The organism is Mesosutterella multiformis (genome assembly GCF_003402575.1).
In the GTDB taxonomy this organism is placed as follows: domain Bacteria; phylum Pseudomonadota; class Gammaproteobacteria; order Burkholderiales; family Burkholderiaceae_F; genus Mesosutterella; species Mesosutterella multiformis.
On sequence record NZ_BGZJ01000002.1, the window covers coordinates 678,123 to 701,885 of the forward strand.

Consider the following 23,763-nt stretch of genomic DNA (forward strand, 5'->3'; position numbering starts at 1 on the left):
TTTGTAACCACGAAAACAACCTCAGATCAGGGGAAATTTCATGTCAGAAGCAGAGCTGAAAAATTCCATCGTCAGCATGGTGGTCGAGGCCTGGCGTTTCGCCGGCGTCTATCAGCGACTCCGCGTCAAACTCGATTTCGCCGGGCAGAAGCGCGGTGACAGCCAGTTCCAATGGTTTTTCAAGAAAACGCTGGAAGGACTTGAAGCCGCCGACATGAAAATCGCGGAAATCCCGCTTGGACTCCCCTACGATCCGGGGCTTCCCGTGACAGCAGTCAATCTCGACGAATTTGAGCCCGATGATCAGCTGATTATTCAGCAGATTCTCGAACCCACAATTCTCGATTCCCAAAACCACATCACCCACATCGGTTCCGTGATTCTCGCAAAGGTAAATAAATGAGTTATTACATTGGCATTGACCTCGGCACGACTAACAGCGCCATCTGTTCCTATGACGGCAAAGAAACACGGATCTGGAAGAGCCCCGAACAGAATGACGTCACGCCGTCCGCGATTTCCTACGACCGCCGCGGCAACCGTCTCGTCGGTCAGCGCGCCTATCAGGCCGCTGCCGCGAACCCCGATAACGCGGCGGTGTTCTTTAAGCGTCTGATGGGTACCTCAACCCCGATTCATATCAAGGCGCTTGGCAAAGACATGACGCCTGAAGAGTGCTCGGCTGAGATTCTGCGGACGCTTTTCGGCTACCTCCCGGAGGAAATCCGCAAGGATCCTGAAACCGGAACCGTGATCACCGTGCCGGCCGCGTTTAATCAGATGCAGCGTGACGCGACCACTCAGGCCGCGAATATGGCCGGCATCGGCCGTGTCGCCCTCATGCAGGAACCGGTTGCCGCCGTGATGAGCGTGATGAAAGCGCATAACAGTGACGGCACGTTCCTCATTTATGACCTGGGCGGCGGAACGCTGGATATCGCTATCGCGGAAAGCATCGGGGCCGCGTGAACCTGCTTTCGCACGGCGGCATCGCGCTTTGCGGCGGCCGCGACTTCGACCGCCGCGTGATGGACAGCGTCGTGAAGCCCTGGCTCATCGAGAACTTTGAGCTGCCGGAAGACTTCGCGATTAACACGAAGTACAAGCGCCTGATGCGTATGGCCGCGCTCGCCGCGGAACGCGCGAAGATTGAGCTTTCCGCGAAAGATACCGCGACGATCAACCTCTCGGAAGCCGAAACCGGGTGCCTCGATGAAAATGGCGACGAAATCTACCTCGACTGCGATCTCACGCGCGACACCTTTAATCAGCTGATCGCGGACCGCGTCGAGCAGTCGATTCAGGCCGCGCGCGACGCCCTGGAAAAGGCCGGTCTCTCGCCCTTTGATCTGGAACGCATCGTGTTTGTCGGCGGTCCGACGAACTATAAGCCGGTCCGCGACAAGGTCTGTCAGGAGCTCGGTGTCGAGGGCAGCACGGAAGTGAACCCGATGACCGCCGTCGCTGAGGGCGCCTCGCTCTTCGCCGAGTCGATCGACTGGAGCTCAAAGGACAACTCCCGGAAGACCTCCCGCGGCCGTCTTGAAGCCGGCGGCGAACTGAATCTCACGCTGAACTACATCGCGCGTACGCCTTCCGCGACCGCGAAGGTCATGGTGCAGTCGAAGGACGAGATCCCCGCGGGGTACGAGTTCCAGATTGACAGCACGGATACCGGCTGGATTTCCGGCCGCATTCAGCTCACGGCGGGCGCGTCCGTAACGCTCACGCTCCCGAAGCCCGGCCTCAACCTCTTCCGCGTTTCCGCCTTTGATGCCAGCGGCAGCCCCGTGAAGCTGCTTCAGAACAGCATCATCATTACCCGGACGGCCGCGACTGTGGACGCCATTCCGGCCTCCTACTCGATCGCCGTTGAGGTGCTGGACCGCCTGGGCGGTGAACCCGCTCTCGACTACCTGATCCGGGCCGGTGAACCGCTTCCGAAGAAGGGCAAAAAGATCTTCAAGGCCGCGCAGACCCTCAAGGCCGGATCCGATGAGACGCTGAATATCAAGCTCTGGAGGGCGAGATTGAGAACCCGATCACCGATAACCGCCCGATCGGCGTTCTGAAGATCTCGGGTACGGACTTCTCGTCCTGGGTCATTCCCGCGGGCGCTGATCTCGAGTGCGCGTATGAGATTGAAGACTCCGGAAACATCAATCTGGAGGTTTCGGTTCCGAGTATCGGCGGCGTCTTCAATTCCGGCCGCAATTTCTACTCGCGTCAGGAAGGCGCCATCAATTACACGGATGCCGCGGAGCTGGTTTCAAGCAAGGCGGATGACACGATTGCCCGAGTCCATAAAATCCGCGAAGTGGTGAACGATCCGGAATTGGATGAGATCGCCTCAAAACTCAGCAGCGCCTCGAAGCTCAACCCCGCCACAGCCCAGGCCGAGGAAACCCAGGAGGCGATGGAGAACGTGCTCGAGGCCCGAAAGCGTCTGGCCGCTATCCGTAAGGCTCACGAGCGCGATATCCGCCAGTCTGAATTAGACGAGGCCGTGAAATCATTCCGGGACTACCCTCTCAAGTACGCGACTCCCGATGAACGTCAGGCGTTTGAGTACCAGAGGCAGGCCGCGCAGCGCGCGATCGACAGAAACGAGCCCGGCTTCAAGGCTAACCTTGCCCGGATTCACCAAAGCGCATTCGCGATCCTGTGGCGTTCTGATCCAGACTTGTGGTGAATATGTTCAAGAACTTCGCTTCAGAGCCTTATCGTTACGCGGATAAAGTCACGTATCACCGGCTGGTTTCCCAGGGCATGACCTGCATCAGCCAAAACGATATCGATGGTCTTCGTCAGGTCGTCGGCCAGCTCTTCCGGATCTACGCCTGGGATGACGGCGGAGAAGAAAATATCGCTTCGATGGCGAACATTCTGAGAGGCTGATAAAACCGCTTCCATAATGTCAGACTCCGGATCTCAGAGACGGGATCCGGAGTCTTTTTTTCTCCCAAAAGCGCGGACGATTGTGTCAGTAACCGTAGAGACTCGAGCGGCGGGATCTTTCCTGCTCTTCCTCAAGCTCATTCTCAAGTTCCTGGGTTCTCCGCCGCTGCTCATCGAGCTGCCGCTGCATCTCCTCCTCCCTCTCCAGTTCGCGGAGCCTCTCCTCCTCTTGTTCAGCTTCAAACTGAGCCTCAAGCGCTGCCTGACGCTCACGCGCTTCTTCCTCCGCTTCCTCCCTGGCCTCTTCTTCAGCCTCTTCCCGCTCCAGTCCGCTTCCTCTTCCGCTTCCCGGCCTCTTTCTCTCTCTGTTCTTCTTCGTACGACTCATCATCATCTGAATAGGCGCCTCCGGAGCGATACCCTCCTCCGGAATATCCGCATAGTCTTCATCGGAACTGAACACGCAGCCTTTCATCCAGACGATCAGAAGGATCACGGCAGCGATGAGCCAGAGTTTCCGATGCTTCTTGGCAGCCGGGACTGAAGCGAGGAAAAGAAACCGGGGAGTCGGGAAGCGGATACCGCCGTTCTGGGCTCCGGTGCCCTGAACGCGGCCTCATCCTCTTCTGTCGGCACATATCGGTTACGAGAAGCGGGATGCCTTTGAATCCTTCGCCTCCGCGGGTTCGAGACTGGATACGGTTTTTCTGCTCCGGGATGTGTCTGAGCCTGAAGCCGCCCCTTTCCCTTTCCTCATGCCGGCGATCGACTCAAGATCGTATCGGTAATGCTTTTCAGAACCGGAGAAACGAGAAGCTGGGAAAGAACCCGCCTCACGAGGAGATACCGCCGCGTCAACGCAGTTCAGGTCCGTCGCGAGATAGTACGCGAGCTTCCGCACCGCCGTGAAAAGGCTTTCTGTCTGACGGCAGGCCTCTCCTTTCGCTGGCGGAACCTCTGCAGCGGCAGCGTGACGCTGTTCAATTCACTGTCACGCGGTAAAGCATGGTGGCAAAACGCCACGGCGCGTTAAATGACCATTCTGCACTCCGCGGGAATCTGACGGAGCGCTCCGCGGCGGAATGCCATCTCTTTTTCCGCGAAACTCTGAACCGAGACCTCATAGCTTGAAAGGAGATCATCAATCAGACCGGGAATAATTCCCGCCTGCTCGCCTTTCGCGGGAAGAGTCCCGTGAGAATCCGCGCTACGCGCCGCGACTGAATGCTGTTAAAACGGGCTTCAATCGCTTTCTGATAGTCCCAGCGGATCTCTTTCAGCGCTTCGGGGATCCGGTCCGTGTCCTTCACTTCCGGGAAGTGAGCGCGAGACCGGGCACCGTTTACGAGGAGGGCGAGTTCCGCGATATCCTGCGACTCAAAGCTTTCCGCTATATCGCGAATGAGAGAGGAAAAGCCCGGTTCATTCGTTTCAGGAAATGAGGGAAGGGCCTGCGCAAGAGCATTCGCGCGCGCGATGCCGGAGAGCGCTCTTTAGACCACGCGCAGAGCACGGATCCTTCCGAGAAGCGCCAGGATTTCGTTCGCCTCTTCATCGCTTACGCCTGGCAGATACCGAAGCTCAGACTCCAGACGCTTTCCCTGGATTTGTGAGAATGGACCGGTATTTCGCTACTTCATCCGGATCCTCTGTCAGGGCTTTTTCTTCAGCTTTCTCAAGGATTTCAGACCGGGAGCTCGAAGGACTTACTCCCAGATAAACAAACGGATTTTCACGGAACGCGGTCATCAGGTTTCTCGGAACTGAGAAGATCCGGGCATTTTAATAAAAAACCTGTCTCTTTTTCATGAAATGCAGAAAATAACGAAGTTATTTATATTCGTAATTCAGAGTTGATCTGAAACCGTTTTACGCTGCCGATCATTGACCACAGGAAACAAAATAAAAAGAGAACCACGACGCAATTAATAGGCTGGCTAATAGCGGAATTTTTGAGGGCGAATTATCACTTCAAGTGCAAAGCCTGAGAAAAGAATAGTGGCCCATAAAGCTTCCATAATAGAGATTGTCAAGATAACTATAGAGGGAGCTCATGAGCCACTATCATCATCTTACTCTTCGGGACAGAGTATTTATTTCGGCTTTAACGATTTCAGGCAAATCCCTGTCTGAAATTGCATGTGCGATTGGGAAAAATGTTTCTACGATCTCCCGCGAACTGAAGCGAAACAAGGCTGTATCGGCCCAGGATGGGGCTTCAGCTGCCTATGATCCCTGTGCCGCGCAGGCCCGATATCAGAGACAGAGAAAGCATTGCGGAAAGAGAAACATTCTGAAGTCTGACTCGTTGCTGACAAGGATTGTCTCAAATCTGCTGGTTAAGAAATTCTGGTCTCCGGAGCAGATTCAATACCGTCTCAGAAAGGAGCTGCCGAATCTAAGGATCAGCGCCACGACAATCTACCGAGGAATCAATTCTGGCTTTCTGGATCGCTTTGTGGATGGCCGAAAGATGTCCCGACACCTGCGACACCACGGTAAAACGCGTCACCGTAAAGGCATGACCGAGAGGCGAGGAAAGATCCAGATCACTCACAGCATTGAAGAGCGACCCTGGAAGCTCAGAACAGATCTCGCCTGGGGGATTGGGAAGGCGATACCGTCATCGGAAAAAAGGGCGGAGCCTGCCTCACGACTCTGGTCGATAGGAAGTCCGGCTTTCTCTGTGGCGGGAAAACCGCTTCCAAGACTGCGGCGATGTGTCTGCCGTAATTGAGAAATCTCTGTCAGATAAGGATCTGCGTACGATTACCGTAGATCGCGGAAAAGAATTTTCCTGGGCTGAAAAACTGGAGAAAGATCTCAGAACCAAAGTGTATTTCTGCTTGCCTCATCATCCATGGGAGAAAGGAAGTAATGAAAATACAAACGGACTTCTTAGAGACTTTTTCCCAAAAGGAATGAGTATCGATAAAATTTCTCAGGCAGAAGTTCAGAAACGGTTCAATGCTCTGAATTTCAGACCCAGAAAACGTCTCAATTGGAAGTGTCCGGCTGAAGTCTTTTATTCAGTAACTTTGCACTTGATTTGATAATTCACCAGGGAAAATAACTTTCACCTGAGGCCTGCCAGGCGGTTTTCTAAGCCGTGATTTCCGCCTGGCCGCATCACCTGATTCAATACTGCGACAGACCCGGATCGGAGTAAACCGGATTCGGATACTCTTCTTCCACGGGCTGCTGACGTTTCTTTGACCTGCGGCCCTTCGGGAGAAGCTTATTGATTTCCGCCTCAATGGCGGTCTGATCCTTGTCCACCTGATTCTGAGCCGCTCTCATACTGGATCGGTAATAGCGGAAGCTGGAACAGGTTGAATTAAACCGATGAACCAGATCATTGAAGAAATCGATCTGGCGGTTGGTAGAAACCTTCGGCTTGATGTAGTCAATCTGATGCTGGAGTTTGAGGCACCAGGCAATTTCTTCCGTGTCGAAGGTGCTCCCGAGAGAAGATGCCGTTTCCCGATAGACTGGTGCCGGATCAGGTTCCTTTTCCGCGACGGTTTCAGGACGCGGCATCCTGCTCGCAGCGGCGGGGTATCCGAATTCACCGACGCATCGGTACTCCCTGAAGGTGTCCGCTGAACCAGTTTGGTGGCTGATGTGTCTGACTTTCTGTCATCCGGGGTATCTCCAGCCAGGGACGAAACAATGTACAAAAATAAGGCGATGACTCCTATGAAAACCACATTCCAAACACGTGATAAAGCGCAGCAATAAAGGCACCGCACCCTGAAAAAAATCTGCTGACAAGCCCCGGCTCTGCCCTCCGGCAGAAATTAATTTTTTGCTGCCTGCTGACGACAGCTTAGGTGCAGAGAAACGAGGCGCCAACGTACTCAGCCCTTGAACCTTTGGCGTCAGGGTTTAGTGACAATGCCGGCAGATCAGAAAGCAAAGTATCCCGGCTCGTCTCGCCATAAATCTCATTTACGCTTTCTGATCTGCTTTCACCAGATTTTTCTCTTCCGGGGAAGCTGCGAGCTCCAGGATTCTTTCAAGAATGGCTTTGGAGGCCCTGGGGCAGTGATGCTCGTTATTCATTTCCAGAGCGAGATGCCGTATTTCATAGAAGAGGCTGCCGCTAGGTGTATAAGTCTCTCCCTTCAGCGCATGAAATTTATCCAGAATCCCGATCACGGCTTTCCATCGCCGTACGAGGACTTGAAGCTGCTCCATCAGCGTCACCGCGACGCCAAAAATGGCGCCATCCTCTGCTGCGGGATCTGGGAAACGAGTGAGCCGGCGGCCGCGCTTTCTGCCTCACTGAATCCCTGCGCCTCGACCTCATAACTATTCATCAGATCATCAAGAAGCGAAGGAAAGACGCCAATCGACACGGCGGCGGTCCCTGACTTTACGTACGACAGCACCCGATCCAAAGTATCGATAATATCGGCGGTTTTTCGTTCATCCAGGCATTGATTAATGGCCTTGACATAGCCGCGGCGGATCTCCTGGAGGGCTTCTGAAACCCGGTCCGGATCACTGACCGCCGGGAATGAGCTGACTCTCGGGCTTATTGATCAGCTCCTCCAGCTCTTCAGTCGTCTGCTGATCGAAACTCCTGGCGGCTTCCCAGATAAGAGACGCCATACCGGCATTGTTCGTTTTGGAAAGCGCGGGAAGCACAGCAATCAGGGCATTGCTGCGAGCCACACCGGAAAGCTCCGCCTCAGACCACTTTGGAATCCCTTCAGGGTTTGATTTGATGGCGTCGCAGACCCTCGGGATCACCGCCCCGTTACCCCGGGAGAAACTGCAGTTTGCCTCCAGCCGCTTTGCTGGATTCGTAAGCACCGCACGGCATTGAGACACAGATCCGGATCCACAGATAGAGATGCCTCTTCCGCTTTTTCCAGAATTTCTCTTCTTGGGCTCGTCGGCGTAACACCCAGAATAACAAACGGATTTTCAAGCAGTCCTGCCATATCAAACTCCTTAGTCAAATACCGAACTGCTCCTCAAATTTATGACTCGTTAAATAAAAAACTAAGGGGCAAATGAAAGGAATAAGTTTCGGTACTCTACCGGGATCAGTTCTCTTCATTTTACCTGCCTGCTTGTTATTCCAGTGCCGGTTATATCTGCCCCTTATCCCCCAACGGTTAGGTCTGGCCGATATTCTGAAAATCTCCAATTCCGTGCGCCAGGCAGAAATCTCTCCTCTTTTCGTTGGCGAATTATCACTTCAAGTGCAAAGCCTGAGAAAAGAATAGTGGCCCATAAAGCTTCCATAATAGAGATTGTCAAGATAACTATAGAGGGAGCTCATGAGCCACTATCATCATCTTACTCTTCGGACAGAGTATTTATTTCGGCTTTAACGATTTCAGGCAAATCCCTGTCTGAAATTGCATGTGCGATTGGGAAAATGTTTCTACGATCTCCCGCGAACTGAAGCGAAACAAGGCTGTATCGGCCCAGGATGGGGCTTCAGCTGCCTATGATCCCTGTGCCGCGCAGGCCCGATATCAGAGACAGAGAAAGCATTGCGGAAAGAGAAACATTCTGAAGTCTGACTCGTTGCTGACAAGGATTGTCTCAAATCTGCTGGTTAAGAAATTCTGGTCTCCGGAGCAGATTCAATACCGTCTCAGAAAGGAGCTGCCGAATCTAAGGATCAGCGCCACGACAATCTACCGAGGAATCAATTCTGGCTTTCTGGATCGCTTTGTGGATGGCCGAAAGATGTCCCGACACCTGCGACACCACGGTAAAACGCGTCACCGTAAAGGCATGACCGAGAGGCGAGGAAAGATCCAGATCACTCACAGCATTGAAGAGCGACCCCTGGAAGCTCAGAACAGATCTCGCCTGGGGGATTGGGAAGGCGATACCGTCATCGGAAAAAAGGGCGGAGCCTGCCTCACGACTCTGGTCGATAGGAAGTCCGGCTTTCTCTGTGGCGGGAAAACCGCTTCCAAGACTGCGGCCGATGTGTGCCGTAATTGAGAAATCTCTGTCAGATAAGGATCTGCGTACGATTACCGTAGATCGCGGAAAAGAATTTTCCTGGGCTGAAAAACTGGAGAAAGATCTCAGAACCAAAGTGTATTTCTGCTTGCCTCATCATCCATGGGAGAAGGAAGTAATGAAAATACAAACGGACTTCTTAGAGACTTTTTCCCAAAAGGAATGAGTATCGATAAAATTTCTCAGGCAGAAGTTCAGAAACGGTTCAATGCTCTGAATTTCAGACCCAGAAAACGTCTCAATTGGAAGTGTCCGGCTGAAGTCTTTTATTCAGTAACTTTGCACTTGATTTGATAATTCACCGAGGTTTATATGCCTACTAAAAGCTCGCTCCCTGATTCTCAGAATGTAGCTGATTACCCGGATAACCCCAAAGCAGTCATGGTCTCTGCCCGCGGAGTTATCCGTGGTTGAACGTCTGTATTACTGGGATAAGGAAAAGCATCGGGGATGCGAGAAACGAAATTATCTGGGCTACGTTGTCGGCAATCAGTTTTATTCCAATGATGATTACCACCGGCTCTTTAAGCGCGGCGGTGTTAAGCGGCTGGTTGAACAGGACGATGAATCCGTTAAATCTGGTTCACTCTCGCTGGATCAGCTGGGCTCTTTGGAAACAAAGCTGGCTGCAGAGTTTCCCGTTTATCACGCAATCGCCCAGGAGATCGGACTCACGGAAGATCTGGCTGCGGTTTGGGGTAAAGACAAGGCCAATGCGGCGCTTTCTATCGCGTACCAATGGCTTCATACCGGATCCAATGCTGCTTACCTTTATGAATCCTGGTCAGTCAATAAGCTGCTGCCTTATTCCAGGGGTATTTCCAGTAAGGAAATGAGTGAGTTCTTCGCCAGTCTGACAGAGGTTTCGGGCTGGAGAAAGGACTTCTTCAACGCCCGTATTTCAAGACTGCCAGACAAAGAAATGCTGTCGTTTGACGCAACGGAAATCGCTGCCGAAGCCGCTGAGATTTCCTATGCTCAATACGGCATGGGAAAAGAAGGAGGGTACCAGCGCCAGCTCGGATTGATTCTCCTGGTTGGTCATGAGTCGCATATGCCGGTGCTCTTCAGAGTGCTTCCTGGAAACATTACCGATGTGACTACGGTTCAGGACATGCTGTTCGGTTTTTGAGATTACCGACAGCCGCAGAGTCTTTGGGGCGGTTGTTGATCGCGGTTATTTCTCTCTGGCCAATCTGGCCCGGTTTGTCGATGCAGGCAGCCGCGTCATTGTTGCGGCCAAGACTGATTCAATCTGGATTCAGGATGCCATTGAAACCGCTATGGAACACCTCTGGAGTAATGCCGGCCCGTTTCCAGCGAACATTGCTGGGGCTGGACGGTTCCCGTCCCCCGGTTTTGAAGACGGGGGCCATCGTAAACTCTGGGTTCATGTTTATCGCAGTGACTCGAAATCTCACACTGAAAATACAGCCTTCTACGACGAATGGAATCGTTTCAGAAAGAGTGGCTTCGGGTGGCGGCCGAACACGAGGGTGACAGCTCGGAACGTGTCCTCTTCTCAAGAGCCGGTGGATGAATATTTCAAGCCGGGGATTGGCATCCCCGGCAGGACGCCTCTTGAACAGGATAACGACGCGGTTGACGCTGCTACACGCTACTTCGGTTCTTCTGCAATGTCACCACGATGGAGTGTTCTGCCCGCGAAGCCATGACAACATCAGAGTTCGTGATCTCATTGAAAAATCATTCAAGGGCGGCAAGACAAATATTGAATTGGATGTCGTGAGAGCTCATGGCGAGGCAACCGATGGAGGACGGTTCATCATCGGCTTTGCTGCCATGTCGATTCTCAACCGGCTCTATGTTTTGATGAAGCAAAAACGTATACCGAAACCAGAGCGGACTCAAGAATGCCGGCGCTTGCAGACGAAATGACACTTTACGAGCTGAAAAACCGACTGGCCACGCCGCGGGTTATCTTTGACAGGAACGGGGTCGGTCATTGGCTTGAGGTTACAAGCGGCACATGGCATTGCCGCTCGGCTTGGGTTCCCTGATTTGTATACGATGATCCCAGATTGGGCTGAAAAATAACCGAACTATCGACTACGTATTTTTTCCAGCCCAATTTAGAATCTCAGAATCGACGACCCGCAGCTTTGCTGGCGATTCTCGTTTGGTTCCAAAGTGCGGTTTCATGTCACGCTCCAAAAACCTTTCCGGCACACCGCTGCTCTATCTCAAGCAACTGACCTTGAGTACATCACGGTCAACATGAAAATCGAAGCCGTTCAGCCGAAAACCGCAGACGATTACGCATAAGGTTTATTCCTCTCCGATCTCCTCTGTTCATCCGCGATTCTGCGTTGAGCCGCCGCACGCACCCCTCGCCTTCCGAAAACGCCTATGCCAAACCCTTTGGCAACTACGGTATCCGCCAGGAGCTGCTGAAAGAATTCAGCCGGAAGGAGTCTGAGGAAAAGGAGGAACAGGCAAGCTCTCTTCCGCGCCGAAATCCGCCGCGCCGTTACCTCGCCAAAACCGGAAGAAAAGCCTTCCAGAGCTGAAAGCACAATCACCGTTTAAAAAAGGATGGAAGAAGAACGGAACCAGCACGTTGAACACATCAAACAGACCGTTCATACGCGCACGGAAGAACAGCCTCTTCTTTCGAAATCAATGATCCCTGAGGAACTACCGCTCCCTACGGGGCCGAAGCCTGAGGAAGATCAAGGTCTCCCCTGCTGTTCATAAAGAAGTACCTGAACCACAGGAACTGCCGCCGGAAGACCTGTCACTGAAGATGAAACACCTGAGGTGTCTGAACCTATTCAGAAAAGAGACATCTGATGTGTCTCTCACTGAGCCCACAGCATCGGAAATGGGCTGAAGAGTCCGAGATCGGAAGAGGATGATTCGGATTTCGCGGAGGATCCTGCAAGCGAAACGGAGCCTGCTGAAGTGGCGGCTGACGAATGAGAATTCCGATTCATCTGTGGAGGATGCGTCTGATCGCGAAGTACGGGACATTCTGACCAAGGAGCAGATGCTCGAGCTCTTGCTTCAATTGGGTTCTATACCGACCCGGACGCGCTCTGACGCAAGAGACTGACGAAGAACTTCTGTTCACGGCGAACAGATTGAAGGCGAAAAAGCCTGGGACGCTGAAATCCGGCGTATTGAAGCTTTATCGCTGAAACGCGGCGGGTTATACCCGAAGAAACTCATTGAGACCTTCACGGCACTCATGCAGACTCACGACATGGTGGTGCTTGGAGGCCGCTCCGGTACCGGGGCAAAACGAGTTTCTGCCAGCGTTACGCTGAGGCAATCGGGGCGGACGTCACGATCGTTCCTGTGAAACCGAACTGGATGAGCACGGAGGATCTTCTCGGGTACTTCAATCCGGTGAACGGCACCTATGTGTCGACCCTCTTCCGTGACGATCTCCTCCAGGCCGCTGCGCATCCCGGAAAGATGCATCTCGTTGTGCTCGACGAAATGAACATCGCGATTCCCGAACACTACTTCGCGGATTTCCTCAGCCGCCTTGAAGACCGAACGGTTCCGGAACCTGAAATCGTGCTCCCTGGGATTCCGAAGAAAAAGGATCCAGCCCCCGCAAAGCGCAGTACGCGGTCTGCAAAGTGATCCTCTCGTTCCTAGGCGACAAAGGGTCAGACGTCACACTTCAGGATGTGCTCGGGGACCCCGATTACCGGGGGCTTCTCGCCGGCGCTCTGAAGGAATTCGGCGAAGCGCCGCTTCTCACGAAACTCGTTGAAATCGCGGAAGGTGCCGCAGATGACGGGAAATCCGGCCGAACGCTTAAGATTCCGCAGAATGTCCGCTTCATCGGCACAATCAATGTGGATGAGACAACGAACTCGTTCTCACCGAAGGTGCTTGACCGAGTTCACGTTCTGAAGATGGATGACGACCCGTTCGCGATGAAGGATGATGAGAGGTGCTCCGGCACCGGGGACGCAAAGTGGATTGATCCGGCGTCCTTTGGCATCCGGGGACCGTATGAAGATCTCGACAGCGCGGCGATGCGGGATCCGATCATCCAGAAGCTGATTGGGCTGCGGGAGTACACGAACCCTCTCAATATCGACCTCAGCATGCGTCTCATCAAGCAGGCGCTGCATCTGAAGAACTCGATGATGAAGGTGGGACTTGATCCGAACGGCGTGATCAGCGCCGTGATCCGCTCGAAGATTCTCCCCGCATGGTGTTTGACGCGGATTCGGGATCTTCCCGCGGCTACCCCGGAACGAAGGGCGAAGCGCTTCAGAAGTTCCACGCGTACCTTGAGAAATCGGTGCTCGATGACCGGCAGTGCAATGTAGAGGCATCTGACCTGCTGAAACAGAGCCGGAACGGCGATAACCAGGTCAACTACTGGGCGCTCTGATGTTCCACGCGTGCTACATCCGTTTTGTCAGACGGGAAAACAACGCTCCCCGGATTACGGAAAAGATCGGCTCGTTTGAGACCGAACTCGTTGTGACCGCGTTTAATCGGAACGAGTACGGGTCCTTGATTCTCCCGGCCTTCCGGTCCGATAACGCGGCCGCATCCCCGGTTCCGCTCGAGAATACGAGCGAAGCCTGGGACTCGTTTACGGATTGGGATGGAAACCGCTGGTGGTTCCTCTCCTGCTTCTATACGAACAGGAACCGTCAGACCGGAGAGACCGAGACGCTCCGCAGCTCCGCGATCTATAACTCGGTCGGATTCCTCCCCGTCGCGTGGACTGACGGCTCGGAATTTGTCCTTCACGTGGAATGCGAGCCATTTGATCAGGCGTCGCTTGACCGGATGCTCCGTGACTTCCGGGACGGGCTCTATGAGATCATTCTCGCGGGAAAAAATCCCTCACCGCGTCCGCTGCCGTGAGCACAGAGTCAAGCGGAACACCGAAAGAAGGCAGCCTCTACCAGTTTGAGTCTCTCGTCGATCTGGTGAACTCCATCGAATCCGTGATGGCGTCGCTTCGCGCGAAAATCGGTCTCCGGGAAGATCTCCTCCCGCGCGCGTGCCCGGCAGTCCTCCGCCACGCTGATCCGGAAGTATCTCAACCCCAACGCCCGGACGCTTCTCTCCCGCGAGCTTCATCACGACTGGAACAGCGGCGTGAATCAGTTCGTGCATTCTGTCGTCGAACGGACGCTCGAATTCGTGGAACTCGTGCTCGATCAGCCGCAGTCCGTAAAAGACCGGTACTTTGATCACGAGGACACCGAGACGCTCAAACTCATGCGGGAGAAGCTCCGCCGGAGCCGCGACCGCCTGATCAAGCTCGGAATCGGGACCGAAGCGCTGAACTTTAACATGGTGGTGTTCCAGCAGGATACGAAGTATTCGCACCTCTACCGAGCCCAGAAAGCGTTCTTCTCGAACCGCGTCGGCTTTGAATCCGTGGAAAGTCTCCACTATGCGTTCCAGCATTCGCGCCACTTCAGAATCACGCGCCTCGCGGAACTCTATGAACGCTGGGTGCTCGTGACGCTCGTCCGGGTTCTGCAGACCCGGTTCAAGCTGACGCTGCCGACCGGCTGGGTGAGCGACTTTATCCGCAGGGTGATCCGGGACGAACATAACATCCGTCTCGAATTCACGCATCCTTCCTGGCGCTATCGGATCCGTCTTACCTACGAGTACGAGCTCCCGAAACAAGGGACGCAGCGTTACGCCTTCCGCCCGGACTTTGTGCTTGAGCTGATCGATGAGTCGCGGCTTGAAAAACGTTTCCCGAAACTCATTCTCGACGCCAAATTCCGCACGGTCTTTAATGCCGCGGACTGCCGGCAGCTGCTTGAGGAACTCGCGTACCGCAAGGACTACCTGCAGGAGGCTCAGAAGACCTCCGACACTCCCTATATTCCGCGCGGGGCCGGTCTGAATTTATGGAGTAGGCAGCCGCCCGCTTAGCGCGTGACCGTCAGATTACCGATGGCCGCAACATGCTCTTCCTCGTATACCCAACGCCTGAAACCGAGCGTCCTAGCTACTTTGGCCTCATGGATCACGGCCGGGGCTGGGTACACGCGTTCGCGGACTTCGGAACCCTTCTCCGGAATAACGGGCTCGCGAAAGCGGTGCTCGAGTGGCTTCAGGCGCTGGAGCATGATTACGAGGCGGATTTCTCTCACCCCGATGAGCTCCTCTGTCCGGTCTGCGGCGCGAGCGGCGATCATCTTGTGCTCAGAGCTTCCGATTTCGATCATGACGGGCACCCAATCGAATGGAACATCCTGTACTGCAAGGACTGCGAGAACGTCGTGCGGCGGAAGCTCACGTGCCAGTGCTGCGGGCGGACCTCGCTCTTCGGGAACGCGCTGAAGTCCGACTACTACCGGCGTCGGGAAGGAAAACTCGTGTGCCCTGAGTGCGGCGAAACCGTGGAATAGCGGCGTAAACCGCTTAATAGCTTCTGATAGATCCTGATAGTAACTATCAGGATCTATTGGTATCTATCAGGACTTCACAGGGGAGGCGTCTTTCTACTAACAGCGGACAGCGGCTCTGCTCGCTATGCATATAAAAAAACCTGAGCTCGAAGCCCAGGTATGAAAGATCTCTGTTCTAGCTATACAGAGAAAAAGAAAAAGAGGGATGTCTTGGATATCGCTGCCCTGACATCCCTAAAAATTTCCCGTGCTTTGGCGGACGGGAAATCAAAGACTGCAAGTTACTTCGCAGCCCTAGGAGACGGATTCTTCTGCGGGACGCCGGAACGTACGCTCGGCGACCGAATCGATAACAACGCCACGCTGCGCGGGAAGTCCGGCGTTCGTGAGACGCTCGGGATGCGTGAGGACCGTCGCGCGGCCCGGGCGGCAGAACGCCGCCAGCGTGAGCCCGCCTTTTCCGCCGTTTCGACGGCAAGCCCAGTCGCCGCGGACACCGCGAGCAGCACTTCAACGCCGCAGCTCGCCGCTTTCTGAACCATTTCGTAGGAAGCGCGGGACGAGATCAGCACCACGCGGCTGTTCCACTCAGGAGCCGTGGGAGCGCGCATGCCGCGGGCTCCAAGGAGCTATCGAGCGCCACGTGGCGGCCGACGTCCTCCATGCAGCCGATCGTGCCGCCATGGTCATCGAGAAGGCACGCCGCGTGCGTGCAGCCCGTAACGTCGCCCACAAGCTGGCAAGCCTTCATCGCGGCGAGCGCCCGATCGAGATGCTGGAGATCAAAGGTCGCGGTGCGGGGAAGCGGCTTCACCGGGCGGATCACGTCATTAATCTGCTCAAGACCGCAGACACCGCAGCCCGTGCGGCCGGCGAGTGACCGGCGGCGTTCCTTCAGCTTCATGAAGCTTTCGCTCGACACCTCGAGCTCCACCCGAACGCCGCGGCAGGCCGGAACCACATCCATCCCGTAGATCTCGGAGCGATTCTGGATGATGCCTTCAGAGAGTGAGAAACCGACCGCGAACTCCTCAAGGTCAGAGGGGAGCGCCATCATCACGACGTGGCTGATCCCGTTATAAACGAGCGCCACGGGAACTTCCTCAGCCACGACATCCGGCACCGCTCCGAACGTGTCGAAGCTGCGCTTATACGCAGTTACCGGTCTTGCACACTGATTGAGATCCATGGCGCTTCCTTTATAAAAACCCTGACACTCACTGCGGTCAGTCTTTCCGTTCCTTTAAGCTGCTTTGCCGCCCCTTAGTTGAGGGGCTTCTCCTGACCGGCTTCGTAAGCCATCTGGAGATCACCGAGCTTCACGAGCTCAAGCTCGTCCGGAGTCCGGTTAAATTCATCCTCGTGCTCGAACACGGTCGGGGGATCTCACCGCAGTGGTCGCACACGTAGAGGCGGTGATCCAGGTCGTCCTTATCGTGGACATAACGGAGGTCACGCGTCGCGTTCGTTTCGCAGTACGGGCAGCCGATGCGGTTCCAGTACCAGGAAGCGCCGCAGGTGCCGCAGACGAGGCTGCGAACCGAGCCATTGAAATTCGTTTCAGAAATACGGGCCATCACAGGATCACCGCCGCAGATCGGGCAGTGAGGCTTGTAGCCGTATTTGCGGTCCTCAAGCGAATCCTGGTCAAGAGACGCGGCCTTCGATTTCGCCGCGTTCCCAATGAAGACGCGGAGCCCAGGAGAGAACCGGGAAGATGAAGCGCGAGAGCGTATCCGGATCCGCCCCATTCGCGTTGTCATAGATGTAATTCAGGAACTCCTGCGGACGGGTGCCGGCAAGCGTCGCGCGCGTGGTCATCCACGAGCGCGTCCCAGTCAATGCCCTCAAGCATCTTGAGGACCTCGGGATCCATATCCTTGCGACCTTTCCGAGGAGCGTGGAGAGAATCTCGCGGCACACCGCGGCGAGGCTCGCGCGGTCGATCGCGACCGGCGACTCCTGGAGCACCGTGCTTTCACCTTCTTCACGCGTTCAACGGATTCAGGGGTGAGATCAACGATTTCGAGCGAATAGCTATCCGAGAGCTCGCGGGTCTTCTCAAGCGTCTCAGCCGTCAGCCAAAGCACGTGAACGGTCTCCGGGCAACGCCCTTCGAAAGCTGCTCAACTGCCTGTTCAAGATTCTTATCCATGGTTTGAAACTCTTTTTAAGTTATTGGATTTGATGTTTTTAAACCGGGTACTTTAGGGGGTCTCGGGCAGGTACTGCCGCTCTGATCAAACTAGAGCTTTACTGCATGCTGCTTCTTACTTCTTTTCGGTGGTCACGCCTTCACCGGTGCCGAGGCGGGTGTTAGCCAGTAGCCCCAGTGGTAGGCGGCGTCAGCCTCAGAGACCTTGCCGTGCCCACCCCACATGAGGTTGGCAGTGCCCTTGTACGGCTGGAAGATGCCGGCACCAAGGTAGATGTGGCCAAGACCGAAGACGATGATCACGAGGAACCCGATGTGGATGATGTGAGCGGCCCAGATGAGGGAAGCCGACATCGCGATACCGGTGGAACCAGGGATCCAGCCAGCTTCAGCCCACATCACGAGGCCGGAGAGAGCCATCAGGATGCCCATGATCACGAGACCGCCGTCAGCCATACGCTGCGCGCCCTTCACTTCGTGCTGCGGAGGCATATGAACCTTCTGCGGGTTGAAGAGGTAAGGCACGAACTTGCGGGCGAATTCCCAGTCGTCCTTATCCCACTTGCCGAATGTTGTCTTGAAGAGGTGCGCGGCACCCTTCGGAGAACGAACGAGAGCGATCAGCGGGAAGAGGATGAACGGCACCGCGGCGATACGGTGCAGCATGCGCATCCAGTAGACGAACGTTCCGCCAAGAGCCTCGGAGATCGCCGGCGTGAAAACCGCGACGCCGGTGAGAGCGAGGAAAATGCAGGACACCGCAGCGACACCGTGGGTCACACGGGCGAGACGGGAGTGGCGCTGGATATAGCGAGTCATTTATTTTTCCTCCTTTTCTTCGAGGGCAGCCTTCAGTTCAGCGTCGGCCTTGGCCTGCTGTTCCGGAGTCCAGGTCTTCTTCGCTTCGTCGATCGTCAGATCATCGCGGTGATACTTGCGAGCCGAGATCCAGGAGAGCGCGAGACCGGCAACGGTCGCGGCCGCGGCAATGCCGCCGAGCGGACGGAAGAGCTTGTGGGAGTCGTACACAGCCTTCTTCTGCGGGTTGGTCGGGAGACCATAGGCCTCGTGACCGTGCTTGCAGACGTAGATCACGTGCAGACCGCCCATTTCGGTTTCACCGTAGACCTCAGCCTTGCTGAAGCCCTTAGCCTTCAGGACTTCAACGCGGGCCTTCGCCTTCGCGATCATTTCATCGCGGTTGCCGAAGCGGAGCGCTTCAGGCTGGCAACCGGGATACGCCTTCTCAAGACGGTCCATGCAGGCCGTGCACTTGTCGATCTTGTGATCGCCAGGACGGAAGCGCGGCACGTCGAACGGGCAGGTACGGCAGTACTGGCAGCCGTTGCACTTCTCGGTGTCGAAGTTCACGATGCCGTTCTGTCGTGGAACAGCGCGTGGCTCGAGCACACCTCGACGCAGGCAGCGTCCGTGCAGTGCATGCAGGAGCGGCGGCCGATAGCCCAGTTGGGAAACTTGTTGCCGGACTCTTCCTCGTGGAAGGTCTGGATAAGACGCGTATCGCCATTCAGATCCATCGGGCTCTGGAGGGAGCCAGAGAATTCCGTGACGTTGTGACCGAGCGGAGCGGGAAGTTCGTTCCACTGCTTGCACGCCACCTGGCAGCCCTTGCAGCCAGTGCAAAGGCTCGAGTCAAAGTAGATGGCGACATCATTAGGTTTTGCCATTATTTATCTCTAGTCTCTCTGATCAGGCCTTTTCGACGTTAACGAGGAAGCCGCGGTATTCCGGAATCTGGGAATTCGGGTCTCCGACGTTCGGCGTTAGGTCGTTCATCGTCCAGCGGTCGCTCGCGTAGCGGCCGATGAGAAGTGGTGCGGGCAGCCCAGGATGTGATGCGGCTTGCCGTCAACCATGACCGGCTTCAGACGCTTCGTCACCATGGCCTGGACGCGGACTTCGCCACGATTGTTCCAGACACGGACCAGGTCCTTGTTCTTGATGCCCTTTTCCTTCGCGAGTTCTTCAGACATCTCGACGAACGGACGCGGGCTGATTTCAACGCCACGGGCAGTTACGGGTCTGACCGCCAGCCTGCCAGTGTTCAACCACGGAGTAAGTCGTGGCGACGATCGGGAACTTATCCGGATCAGCGCGCTTCACGGACGGGTCGTTCGTGTAGATCGCGCACGGATTGTTCTGAGAACCGTTGATCTGGTTCTTCACCGGGGATTCCCACGGCTCATAGTGCTCGGGGAGCGGACCGTCGGCCATGCCGTGATTCGGGAAGAGACGGGAGTACTGTTCCCAGGTCATCATGAAGGCCTTGTTGTTCGGCGGAACACCTTGCCGTCCTTGGCAGCCACGAAATCCGGCACGTCGTAGCAGACCCACTTCTGAGCCTTTTCGTCCCAGGAGGTCACGCTTCGGGTTCCAGGGCTGGCCCTTCATGTCGGGCGCGCCGGTTATACAGAATGCGGCGGTTGGCCGGCCACACCAGGCCCAGTTCGGGAACACGCCGAGACCAGAGGGATCCTCGGTACCGGCGGTAAACCGGCTGCTTCGTGTGATCGAGCGGAGCGTCGTCGTTATTCCAGTAACCCACATAGATCCAGCAGCCGCAGGCGGAGGTGCCATCAGCCTGGAGGTCACCGTAGGTCTTCAGGAACTTGCCGGTCACGGTGTTGTAGCCATTCAGAGCGCGGGCAACGCGTTCCATGCTCCACTTGCCGTCAACCTTGTAGTCCCAGTTCACCTTCGTCACGGCCTCGGGGCACTTGCCGCCTTCCTTGCGGTAGAGGTCCTGAACGCGGGTGAAGATTTCGGACATCATCTCAAGGTCCCACTTCGCCTGGCCGAGCGGCGGCACAGCCTGTTCACGCCACTGCAGCATACGGCCGGAGTTCACGATGGAACCGGGGCGTTCGTAGATCAGGGCCGGCAGACGATAGATTTCGGTCTTGCAGGACTTGACGTCGAACCCGGGTTCCTTCCAGAAGTCGGAGGTTTCCGTCGGGACGATATCGGAGACAACCATCCAGTCGAGCTTCGCGAGAGACCGCGGCGGGCATTCGACGCGTTCGGAGCGAAGTGAGCGGGGTTCATGCCCCAGACGAAGTAGCCCTTCACCTTGCCGTCGCGCATACGGTTCCAGGTCGGAATCATGGAGGCGTCACGGTATTCGTGCGGGAGCTTCGGCATCCAGTCATAGCCATAGTCGTTCTCGACCGTGGCGTTTTCGCCGTACCACTCTTTCAGGATGGAGACCATGAACTTCGGCTTATTCGTGTAGTAGCCGTCAGCATAGGTTTCCTTCGCGAGCCAGTCAGCTTCGCGGGTAGTTGAGGTAGCCGGGGAGGCCGTCAGAGGTAGCCGCGATGTCGGTGGAACCCTGTTCGGAGCGCGTTCACGCCGCCGCCGGGGACGCCGACGTTACCGAGGAGCAGCTGAATCACAGCCATCGAGCGCAGTTCTGGGAACCAAAGGTGTGCTGCGTTTCGCCGAGCGCGTAGAGGATCGTGCCGACGCGTTCACGCTTGCCGGTGGACGTGTAGACCTGATAGACCTTCTCGAGGACTTCCTTATCGATACCGGTAACGGAAGAAACCTTATCGAGCGTGTAGCGGGAGTAGTGGCGCTTCATGATCTGGAACACGCAGTTCGGATCCTGCAGCGTCATGTCCTTCTTCGGCTCATGGACGGTCGGGTACTTGAACTTCGGGACACCGGGCTTCGTCACCCAGTTCATCGCGCCCTTCGTATCCCACTCGCGGTCAGAGGCGGTCTGATAGGACCAGGTCTCGTCGTCATACTTGTGGGTGTCGGGTTGTAGCCCGTGAAGTGGCCGGATTCCGGATCAAACTTGAAGTCCGGGTTGATCAGGCACGGGGCGTTCGTGTAGTTCTTGACGTACTCATCCTGCCAGAGGTTGTTGGAGAGGATGTAGTTCATCATGCCGCCGAAGAAGGCGATGTCGGTACCCGGGCGGATGCAGGCGTAAAGGTCAGCCTGAGCGGCGGAACGGGTGTAGCGCGGGTCAACCACAATCCAGGTGCCGCCCTTACGCTGAGCGCGTTCGATGTAGCGGGAGGAAAGCGGGTGGGACTCAACGCTGTTCGAGCCGATCGACATGACGACATCGGCGTTTTCGATGTCGCACCAGTGGAGGTCATGGAGCCGCGGCCAAAGGTCGGGGCAAAACCGGCCGGCGTGGAGGAGTGGCAGGGGCGGGTCTGGTTATCGATCTGCACGGAGCCAAGCGAGCGGCAGAACTTCTGCACGAGCCAAGCTCTTCCGTCTGCAGCTGGGCAGCGCCGATGGAGGCCATGCCGTCGTTGCGGTTCACGAGGACGCCGTCTTCGTACTCAACGAAGTTTTCGTCACGGGTCTTCTTCACGTGACGGGCGATTTCGTTAAAGGCGTCTTCCCAGGAGATGTCTTCCCACTTGTCGGAGCCGGGGCGGCGAACCTGCGGCTTCAGGAGGCGGGACTCGTTATGCTTCACCTTGCGGTCCGGCGTAACGACGTTGCGGAGGTTGAACATGGTCGCGCCCTTCGGGCAGAGACCGCCTTTGTTCACCGGATGATCCGGATCGCCTTCGAGGTTCACGAGTTCGCCGTTGCGAACGGAGCAGATCACACCGCAGCCGCCAGCGCAGTAGCAGCAGATGTTCGTGAATTCCTGGGTTGAAACGAGCTTGTATGGCTTCTTAGCCGTGTCGGCGGCAGCGTGCGCGAGGGACGGGGCAGCAGCGACAAAGCCGCTGGTGCCAAGAGCCATGCTGCGTTTGAAAAAACTTCTACGGGAGATCCCCATAAAAAGCCTCCTATTTGCTTTGTTTTTGTAAATCCCGTTCGGGCCGGGCATGTCACGCATTCTAGGGATCAGTTTTTTCAGATCCAATAGGGAGGCGGGACTAAGCGAAGGAGGATTTAGCACTACATACCGTGCATGAGGGATACAAGAAAACGCTATGAGATCAATGCGGTATTCATTTTAGGAATAACGGTAAGGCCCCACAGTGCACACATAAAATCTTTAATGTTTTCGGGGAATTCTTTCAGTTTCGCTTCAGTTTCGTAACACGCCATATATTGGGGATGCGTGTTTTGGCTACGTCAGAAGGCCTAGTTCCTTGGCCGGTACCGGCGTAGATACCGGTATACCGTTAGATGAAAATGATTCTCGTTACAGAAATTAGTTTAGCATAAAACTTTTTGAAAAGGGTACTTTTCGCGCCTGAAATGGACCTTAAGAAAGGAAAAAATGGGGCGTGAAAATTAAGAATCCCTGAAACACCGCGTTCATCTCCAGGAAAAGCCCGTTTTCCCCACATCTTCCGACCCGAAACGCGTTAAAGTGCGGGATAGATAACCTATTCACTGAATTTCGGATTTTCCCATGCACCAGCTTCAGTTTTTCAGAGCCTCAGGGCGGCTCCCGCGGCGGTTCTTCTGGATCGGCGTCCTGCTTCTCCTGATCCTCCTCTCCTGCGCGGTCTTTGTTTCCGTGCTTCTCGCGGGGGTAGCGCGGAGCGCGACAGGCTCGGAAACCGTGAGTTTCGGGTGTTCGCGGTGCTCGGCGGGCTCTCTATTCTCGCTGGTCTTTATTCGCTTACCTGCCTCATGAGTCAGAGGCTGCATGATTTTGGAAGGCCCGGTATTTGGGCGCTCGGGTTCTACGCGCTCCTCGCGGTCGGTATCGCTGGGATCCGGATTGGAGGAATCGCAGGGGCATTGATGATCCTCCCCTTCGCGGGCCTCGTCTTCTTCGGCACCGGCCAAGCGACCCGGCACACAATATCTATGGTGATCCGATATCAGCACCGCTTCCGACTGACCCGCAGCTCTGACCCTTTAGCCCCAGGCACACGGAAATCGAAATCATAAAAAACCTCTATATATATAGAGGAGAATATTCAGTAGACGAAAATCACTTGAAGGACGACGCAAAATGACAACTCAGGCTCCTGATCTGAATAGTCCCGCAGCTGCCCGCGCCGGCATCGCGGCCGGTGTCCTCGCCTATATCTCTGGGGCCTGATGCCGATCTACTGGCGGCTCCTCGGGAAGCGTCGTCGCTTGAGATTCTCTGCCTCCGAATTATCGGGAGTCTCGTCTTTATCTTCGGGTACCTTGCGGCAAAAGGCCGGCTCGGTGAGCTTTCCGGTGTGGTCCGGGGACTTCGCTCGGATAGGCCGCTCGCCCTCCTTCTCGTCGGGGCCGCGTTTTTCTCAAGCGCGAACTGGCTCGTGAATATCGTGGAGTGAACACCGGGCACGTGGTGGAGCTTGGGATCGGGATGTTCCTCACGCCTCTTATGTCGGTCGCTCTCGGCGTCGTGTTTTTCCGCGAGAAACTGACACCCATTCA

General features: G+C 55.6%; 28 protein-coding genes and 4 pseudogenes. 16 read left to right on the forward strand and 16 right to left on the reverse strand.

Translation table 11 applies throughout. The features are described 5' to 3' along the window. Positions 1-40: 40 nt before the first annotated feature. The 5 genes from M4NBBH2_RS11530 to M4NBBH2_RS11970 all read left to right on the forward strand — a co-directional run bounded on the left by M4NBBH2_RS11530 (position 41) and on the right by M4NBBH2_RS11970 (position 2,898). The gene (locus tag M4NBBH2_RS11530; protein WP_116270648.1) at positions 41-403 is read left to right on the forward strand and encodes a hypothetical protein; all 363 of its coding nucleotides are present in this window, start codon (positions 41-43) and stop codon (positions 401-403) included. After that, positions 400-969 (forward strand): Hsp70 family protein, encoded by a 570-nt coding sequence (locus M4NBBH2_RS12260; RefSeq protein ID WP_202973757.1) that lies wholly within the window; start codon positions 400-402, stop codon positions 967-969. Before M4NBBH2_RS11530 ends, M4NBBH2_RS12260 begins: the two co-directional genes overlap by 4 nt. Beyond that, positions 966-2,072, forward strand: coding sequence for an Hsp70 family protein (locus M4NBBH2_RS11960; RefSeq protein WP_202973758.1), 1,107 nt, complete (start codon positions 966-968; stop codon positions 2,070-2,072). Before M4NBBH2_RS12260 ends, M4NBBH2_RS11960 begins: the two co-directional genes overlap by 4 nt. A gap of 245 nt (positions 2,073-2,317) precedes the next feature. Further along, positions 2,318-2,692, forward strand: coding sequence for a hypothetical protein (locus M4NBBH2_RS11965; protein ID WP_202973759.1), 375 nt, complete (start codon positions 2,318-2,320; stop codon positions 2,690-2,692). Between the two features lie 2 nt (positions 2,693-2,694). Next, entirely contained in the window at positions 2,695-2,898 is a 204-nt protein-coding gene (locus tag M4NBBH2_RS11970) for a hypothetical protein (RefSeq protein WP_202973760.1), read from the forward strand. 85 nt (positions 2,899-2,983) lie between these two features. Here M4NBBH2_RS11970 and M4NBBH2_RS11540 read toward each other — a convergent pair whose 3' ends face one another. After that, a complete protein-coding gene (locus tag M4NBBH2_RS11540; protein WP_116271084.1) occupies positions 2,984-3,394 on the reverse strand; it encodes a hypothetical protein in 411 nt (136 codons plus the stop codon). Between the two features lie 649 nt (positions 3,395-4,043). Continuing rightward, entirely contained in the window at positions 4,044-4,208 is a 165-nt protein-coding gene (locus M4NBBH2_RS11860) for a hypothetical protein (RefSeq protein WP_170135173.1), read from the reverse strand. Between the two features lie 743 nt (positions 4,209-4,951). Between M4NBBH2_RS11860 and M4NBBH2_RS11550 the strand changes: the two are divergent. Next, positions 4,952-5,951, forward strand: a pseudogene (locus M4NBBH2_RS11550) (IS30 family transposase). An 85-nt stretch (positions 5,952-6,036) separates the two neighbouring features. On the opposite strand, the gene M4NBBH2_RS11555 reads toward M4NBBH2_RS11550, so the two are convergent. Both M4NBBH2_RS11555 and M4NBBH2_RS11560 read right to left on the reverse strand, forming a co-directional pair. Further along, positions 6,037-6,438: a hypothetical protein gene (locus M4NBBH2_RS11555; protein ID WP_116271086.1), complete on the reverse strand. Its 402-nt coding sequence runs from the start codon at positions 6,436-6,438 to the stop codon at positions 6,037-6,039. A 411-nt stretch (positions 6,439-6,849) separates the two neighbouring features. Further along, a complete protein-coding gene (locus tag M4NBBH2_RS11560) occupies positions 6,850-7,098 on the reverse strand; it encodes a hypothetical protein (protein WP_125064680.1) in 249 nt (82 codons plus the stop codon). On the opposite strand from M4NBBH2_RS11560, the gene M4NBBH2_RS12270 reads away from it, so the two are divergent. Continuing rightward, complete coding sequence (locus tag M4NBBH2_RS12270) at positions 7,084-7,212, forward strand: hypothetical protein (RefSeq protein WP_269148222.1); 129 nt, start codon at positions 7,084-7,086, stop codon at positions 7,210-7,212. The two genes, M4NBBH2_RS11560 and M4NBBH2_RS12270, sit on opposite strands and share 15 nt — an antisense overlap. Before the next feature lie 192 nt (positions 7,213-7,404). Here M4NBBH2_RS12270 and M4NBBH2_RS11865 read toward each other — a convergent pair whose 3' ends face one another. Both M4NBBH2_RS11865 and M4NBBH2_RS11870 read right to left on the reverse strand, forming a co-directional pair. Beyond that, on the reverse strand, positions 7,405-7,578 hold the full coding sequence (locus tag M4NBBH2_RS11865; RefSeq protein ID WP_170135174.1) for a hypothetical protein: 174 nt from the start codon (positions 7,576-7,578) through the stop codon (positions 7,405-7,407). Positions 7,579-7,652: 74 nt separating this feature from the next. Continuing rightward, positions 7,653-7,850 carry a hypothetical protein gene (locus M4NBBH2_RS11870; protein ID WP_170135175.1) on the reverse strand — a complete coding sequence of 66 codons (198 nt, stop codon included), beginning with the start codon at positions 7,848-7,850 and terminating at the stop codon, positions 7,653-7,655. A gap of 342 nt (positions 7,851-8,192) precedes the next feature. On the opposite strand from M4NBBH2_RS11870, the pseudogene M4NBBH2_RS12435 reads away from it, so the two are divergent. The 3 genes and pseudogenes from M4NBBH2_RS12435 (at position 8,193) to M4NBBH2_RS11585 (ending at position 10,794) form a co-directional block, all read left to right on the forward strand. Next, positions 8,193-9,189: pseudogene (locus M4NBBH2_RS12435) on the forward strand (IS30 family transposase). Between the two features lie 112 nt (positions 9,190-9,301). Continuing rightward, positions 9,302-10,027 carry a hypothetical protein gene (locus tag M4NBBH2_RS11580; RefSeq protein ID WP_116271091.1) on the forward strand — a complete coding sequence of 242 codons (726 nt, stop codon included), beginning with the start codon at positions 9,302-9,304 and terminating at the stop codon, positions 10,025-10,027. 404 nt (positions 10,028-10,431) lie between these two features. Further along, positions 10,432-10,794, forward strand: coding sequence for a hypothetical protein (locus tag M4NBBH2_RS11585; protein ID WP_116271092.1), 363 nt, complete (start codon positions 10,432-10,434; stop codon positions 10,792-10,794). 522 nt (positions 10,795-11,316) lie between these two features. Here M4NBBH2_RS11585 and M4NBBH2_RS11875 read toward each other — a convergent pair. After that, entirely contained in the window at positions 11,317-11,502 is a 186-nt protein-coding gene (locus M4NBBH2_RS11875) for a hypothetical protein (protein ID WP_170135176.1), read from the reverse strand. A 663-nt stretch (positions 11,503-12,165) separates the two neighbouring features. Here M4NBBH2_RS11875 and M4NBBH2_RS11600 point away from each other — a divergent pair. From M4NBBH2_RS11600 to M4NBBH2_RS11620, 5 genes and pseudogenes are all read left to right on the forward strand, one after another. Beyond that, a pseudogene (locus tag M4NBBH2_RS11600) lies at positions 12,166-12,510 on the forward strand (hypothetical protein); the annotation flags it as partial. Next, on the forward strand, positions 12,507-13,211 hold the full coding sequence (locus tag M4NBBH2_RS11605; RefSeq protein ID WP_116271096.1) for a hypothetical protein: 705 nt from the start codon (positions 12,507-12,509) through the stop codon (positions 13,209-13,211). The pseudogene M4NBBH2_RS11600 and the gene M4NBBH2_RS11605, both read left to right, overlap by 4 nt. 64 nt (positions 13,212-13,275) lie before the next feature. After that, the gene (locus M4NBBH2_RS11610) at positions 13,276-13,761 is read left to right on the forward strand and encodes a hypothetical protein (protein WP_116271097.1); all 486 of its coding nucleotides are present in this window, start codon (positions 13,276-13,278) and stop codon (positions 13,759-13,761) included. A 237-nt stretch (positions 13,762-13,998) separates the two neighbouring features. After that, positions 13,999-14,796: a nuclease domain-containing protein gene (locus M4NBBH2_RS11615; RefSeq protein WP_116271098.1), complete on the forward strand. Its 798-nt coding sequence runs from the start codon at positions 13,999-14,001 to the stop codon at positions 14,794-14,796. Positions 14,797-14,828: 32 nt separating this feature from the next. Further along, positions 14,829-15,275 (forward strand): hypothetical protein, encoded by a 447-nt coding sequence (locus M4NBBH2_RS11620; protein ID WP_124944247.1) that lies wholly within the window; start codon positions 14,829-14,831, stop codon positions 15,273-15,275. Positions 15,276-15,556: 281 nt separating this feature from the next. Here the strand turns inward: M4NBBH2_RS11620 and M4NBBH2_RS12405 are convergent, their stop codons facing one another. From M4NBBH2_RS12405 to M4NBBH2_RS11740, 9 genes and pseudogenes are all read right to left on the reverse strand, one after another. Next, a complete protein-coding gene (locus tag M4NBBH2_RS12405) occupies positions 15,557-15,886 on the reverse strand; it encodes a formate dehydrogenase accessory sulfurtransferase FdhD (protein WP_202973762.1) in 330 nt (109 codons plus the stop codon). After that, on the reverse strand, positions 15,841-16,464 hold the full coding sequence (fdhD, locus tag M4NBBH2_RS11625; protein ID WP_202973763.1) for a formate dehydrogenase accessory sulfurtransferase FdhD: 624 nt from the start codon (positions 16,462-16,464) through the stop codon (positions 15,841-15,843). Before fdhD ends, M4NBBH2_RS12405 begins: the two co-directional genes overlap by 46 nt. A gap of 130 nt (positions 16,465-16,594) precedes the next feature. Further along, positions 16,595-17,038: a formate dehydrogenase accessory protein FdhE domain-containing protein gene (locus tag M4NBBH2_RS11630; protein WP_116271099.1), complete on the reverse strand. Its 444-nt coding sequence runs from the start codon at positions 17,036-17,038 to the stop codon at positions 16,595-16,597. Next, the gene (locus M4NBBH2_RS11730) at positions 16,923-17,246 is read right to left on the reverse strand and encodes a hypothetical protein (RefSeq protein ID WP_125064682.1); all 324 of its coding nucleotides are present in this window, start codon (positions 17,244-17,246) and stop codon (positions 16,923-16,925) included. Before M4NBBH2_RS11730 ends, M4NBBH2_RS11630 begins: the two co-directional genes overlap by 116 nt. Positions 17,247-17,562: 316 nt before the next feature. Further along, positions 17,563-18,249 (reverse strand): cytochrome b/b6 domain-containing protein, encoded by a 687-nt coding sequence (locus tag M4NBBH2_RS11635; RefSeq protein ID WP_238691412.1) that lies wholly within the window; start codon positions 18,247-18,249, stop codon positions 17,563-17,565. Beyond that, complete coding sequence (locus tag M4NBBH2_RS12125) at positions 18,250-18,801, reverse strand: 4Fe-4S dicluster domain-containing protein (RefSeq protein ID WP_238691413.1); 552 nt, start codon at positions 18,799-18,801, stop codon at positions 18,250-18,252. Next, complete coding sequence (locus tag M4NBBH2_RS12130) at positions 18,798-19,118, reverse strand: 4Fe-4S dicluster domain-containing protein (protein WP_238691414.1); 321 nt, start codon at positions 19,116-19,118, stop codon at positions 18,798-18,800. Before M4NBBH2_RS12130 ends, M4NBBH2_RS12125 begins: the two co-directional genes overlap by 4 nt. A 22-nt stretch (positions 19,119-19,140) precedes the next feature. Beyond that, positions 19,141-22,207 (reverse strand): annotated as a pseudogene (locus M4NBBH2_RS12410) (molybdopterin-dependent oxidoreductase). Positions 22,208-22,803: 596 nt separating this feature from the next. Then, positions 22,804-23,187, reverse strand: a complete 384-nt coding sequence (locus M4NBBH2_RS11740) for a hypothetical protein (RefSeq protein WP_125064685.1) — start codon at positions 23,185-23,187, stop codon at positions 22,804-22,806. Positions 23,188-23,405: 218 nt separating this feature from the next. Between M4NBBH2_RS11740 and M4NBBH2_RS11675 the strand changes: the two genes are divergently transcribed. Continuing rightward, positions 23,406-23,660: a hypothetical protein gene (locus M4NBBH2_RS11675; RefSeq protein ID WP_116271105.1), complete on the forward strand. Its 255-nt coding sequence runs from the start codon at positions 23,406-23,408 to the stop codon at positions 23,658-23,660. Positions 23,661-23,763: the final 103 nt, after the last annotated feature.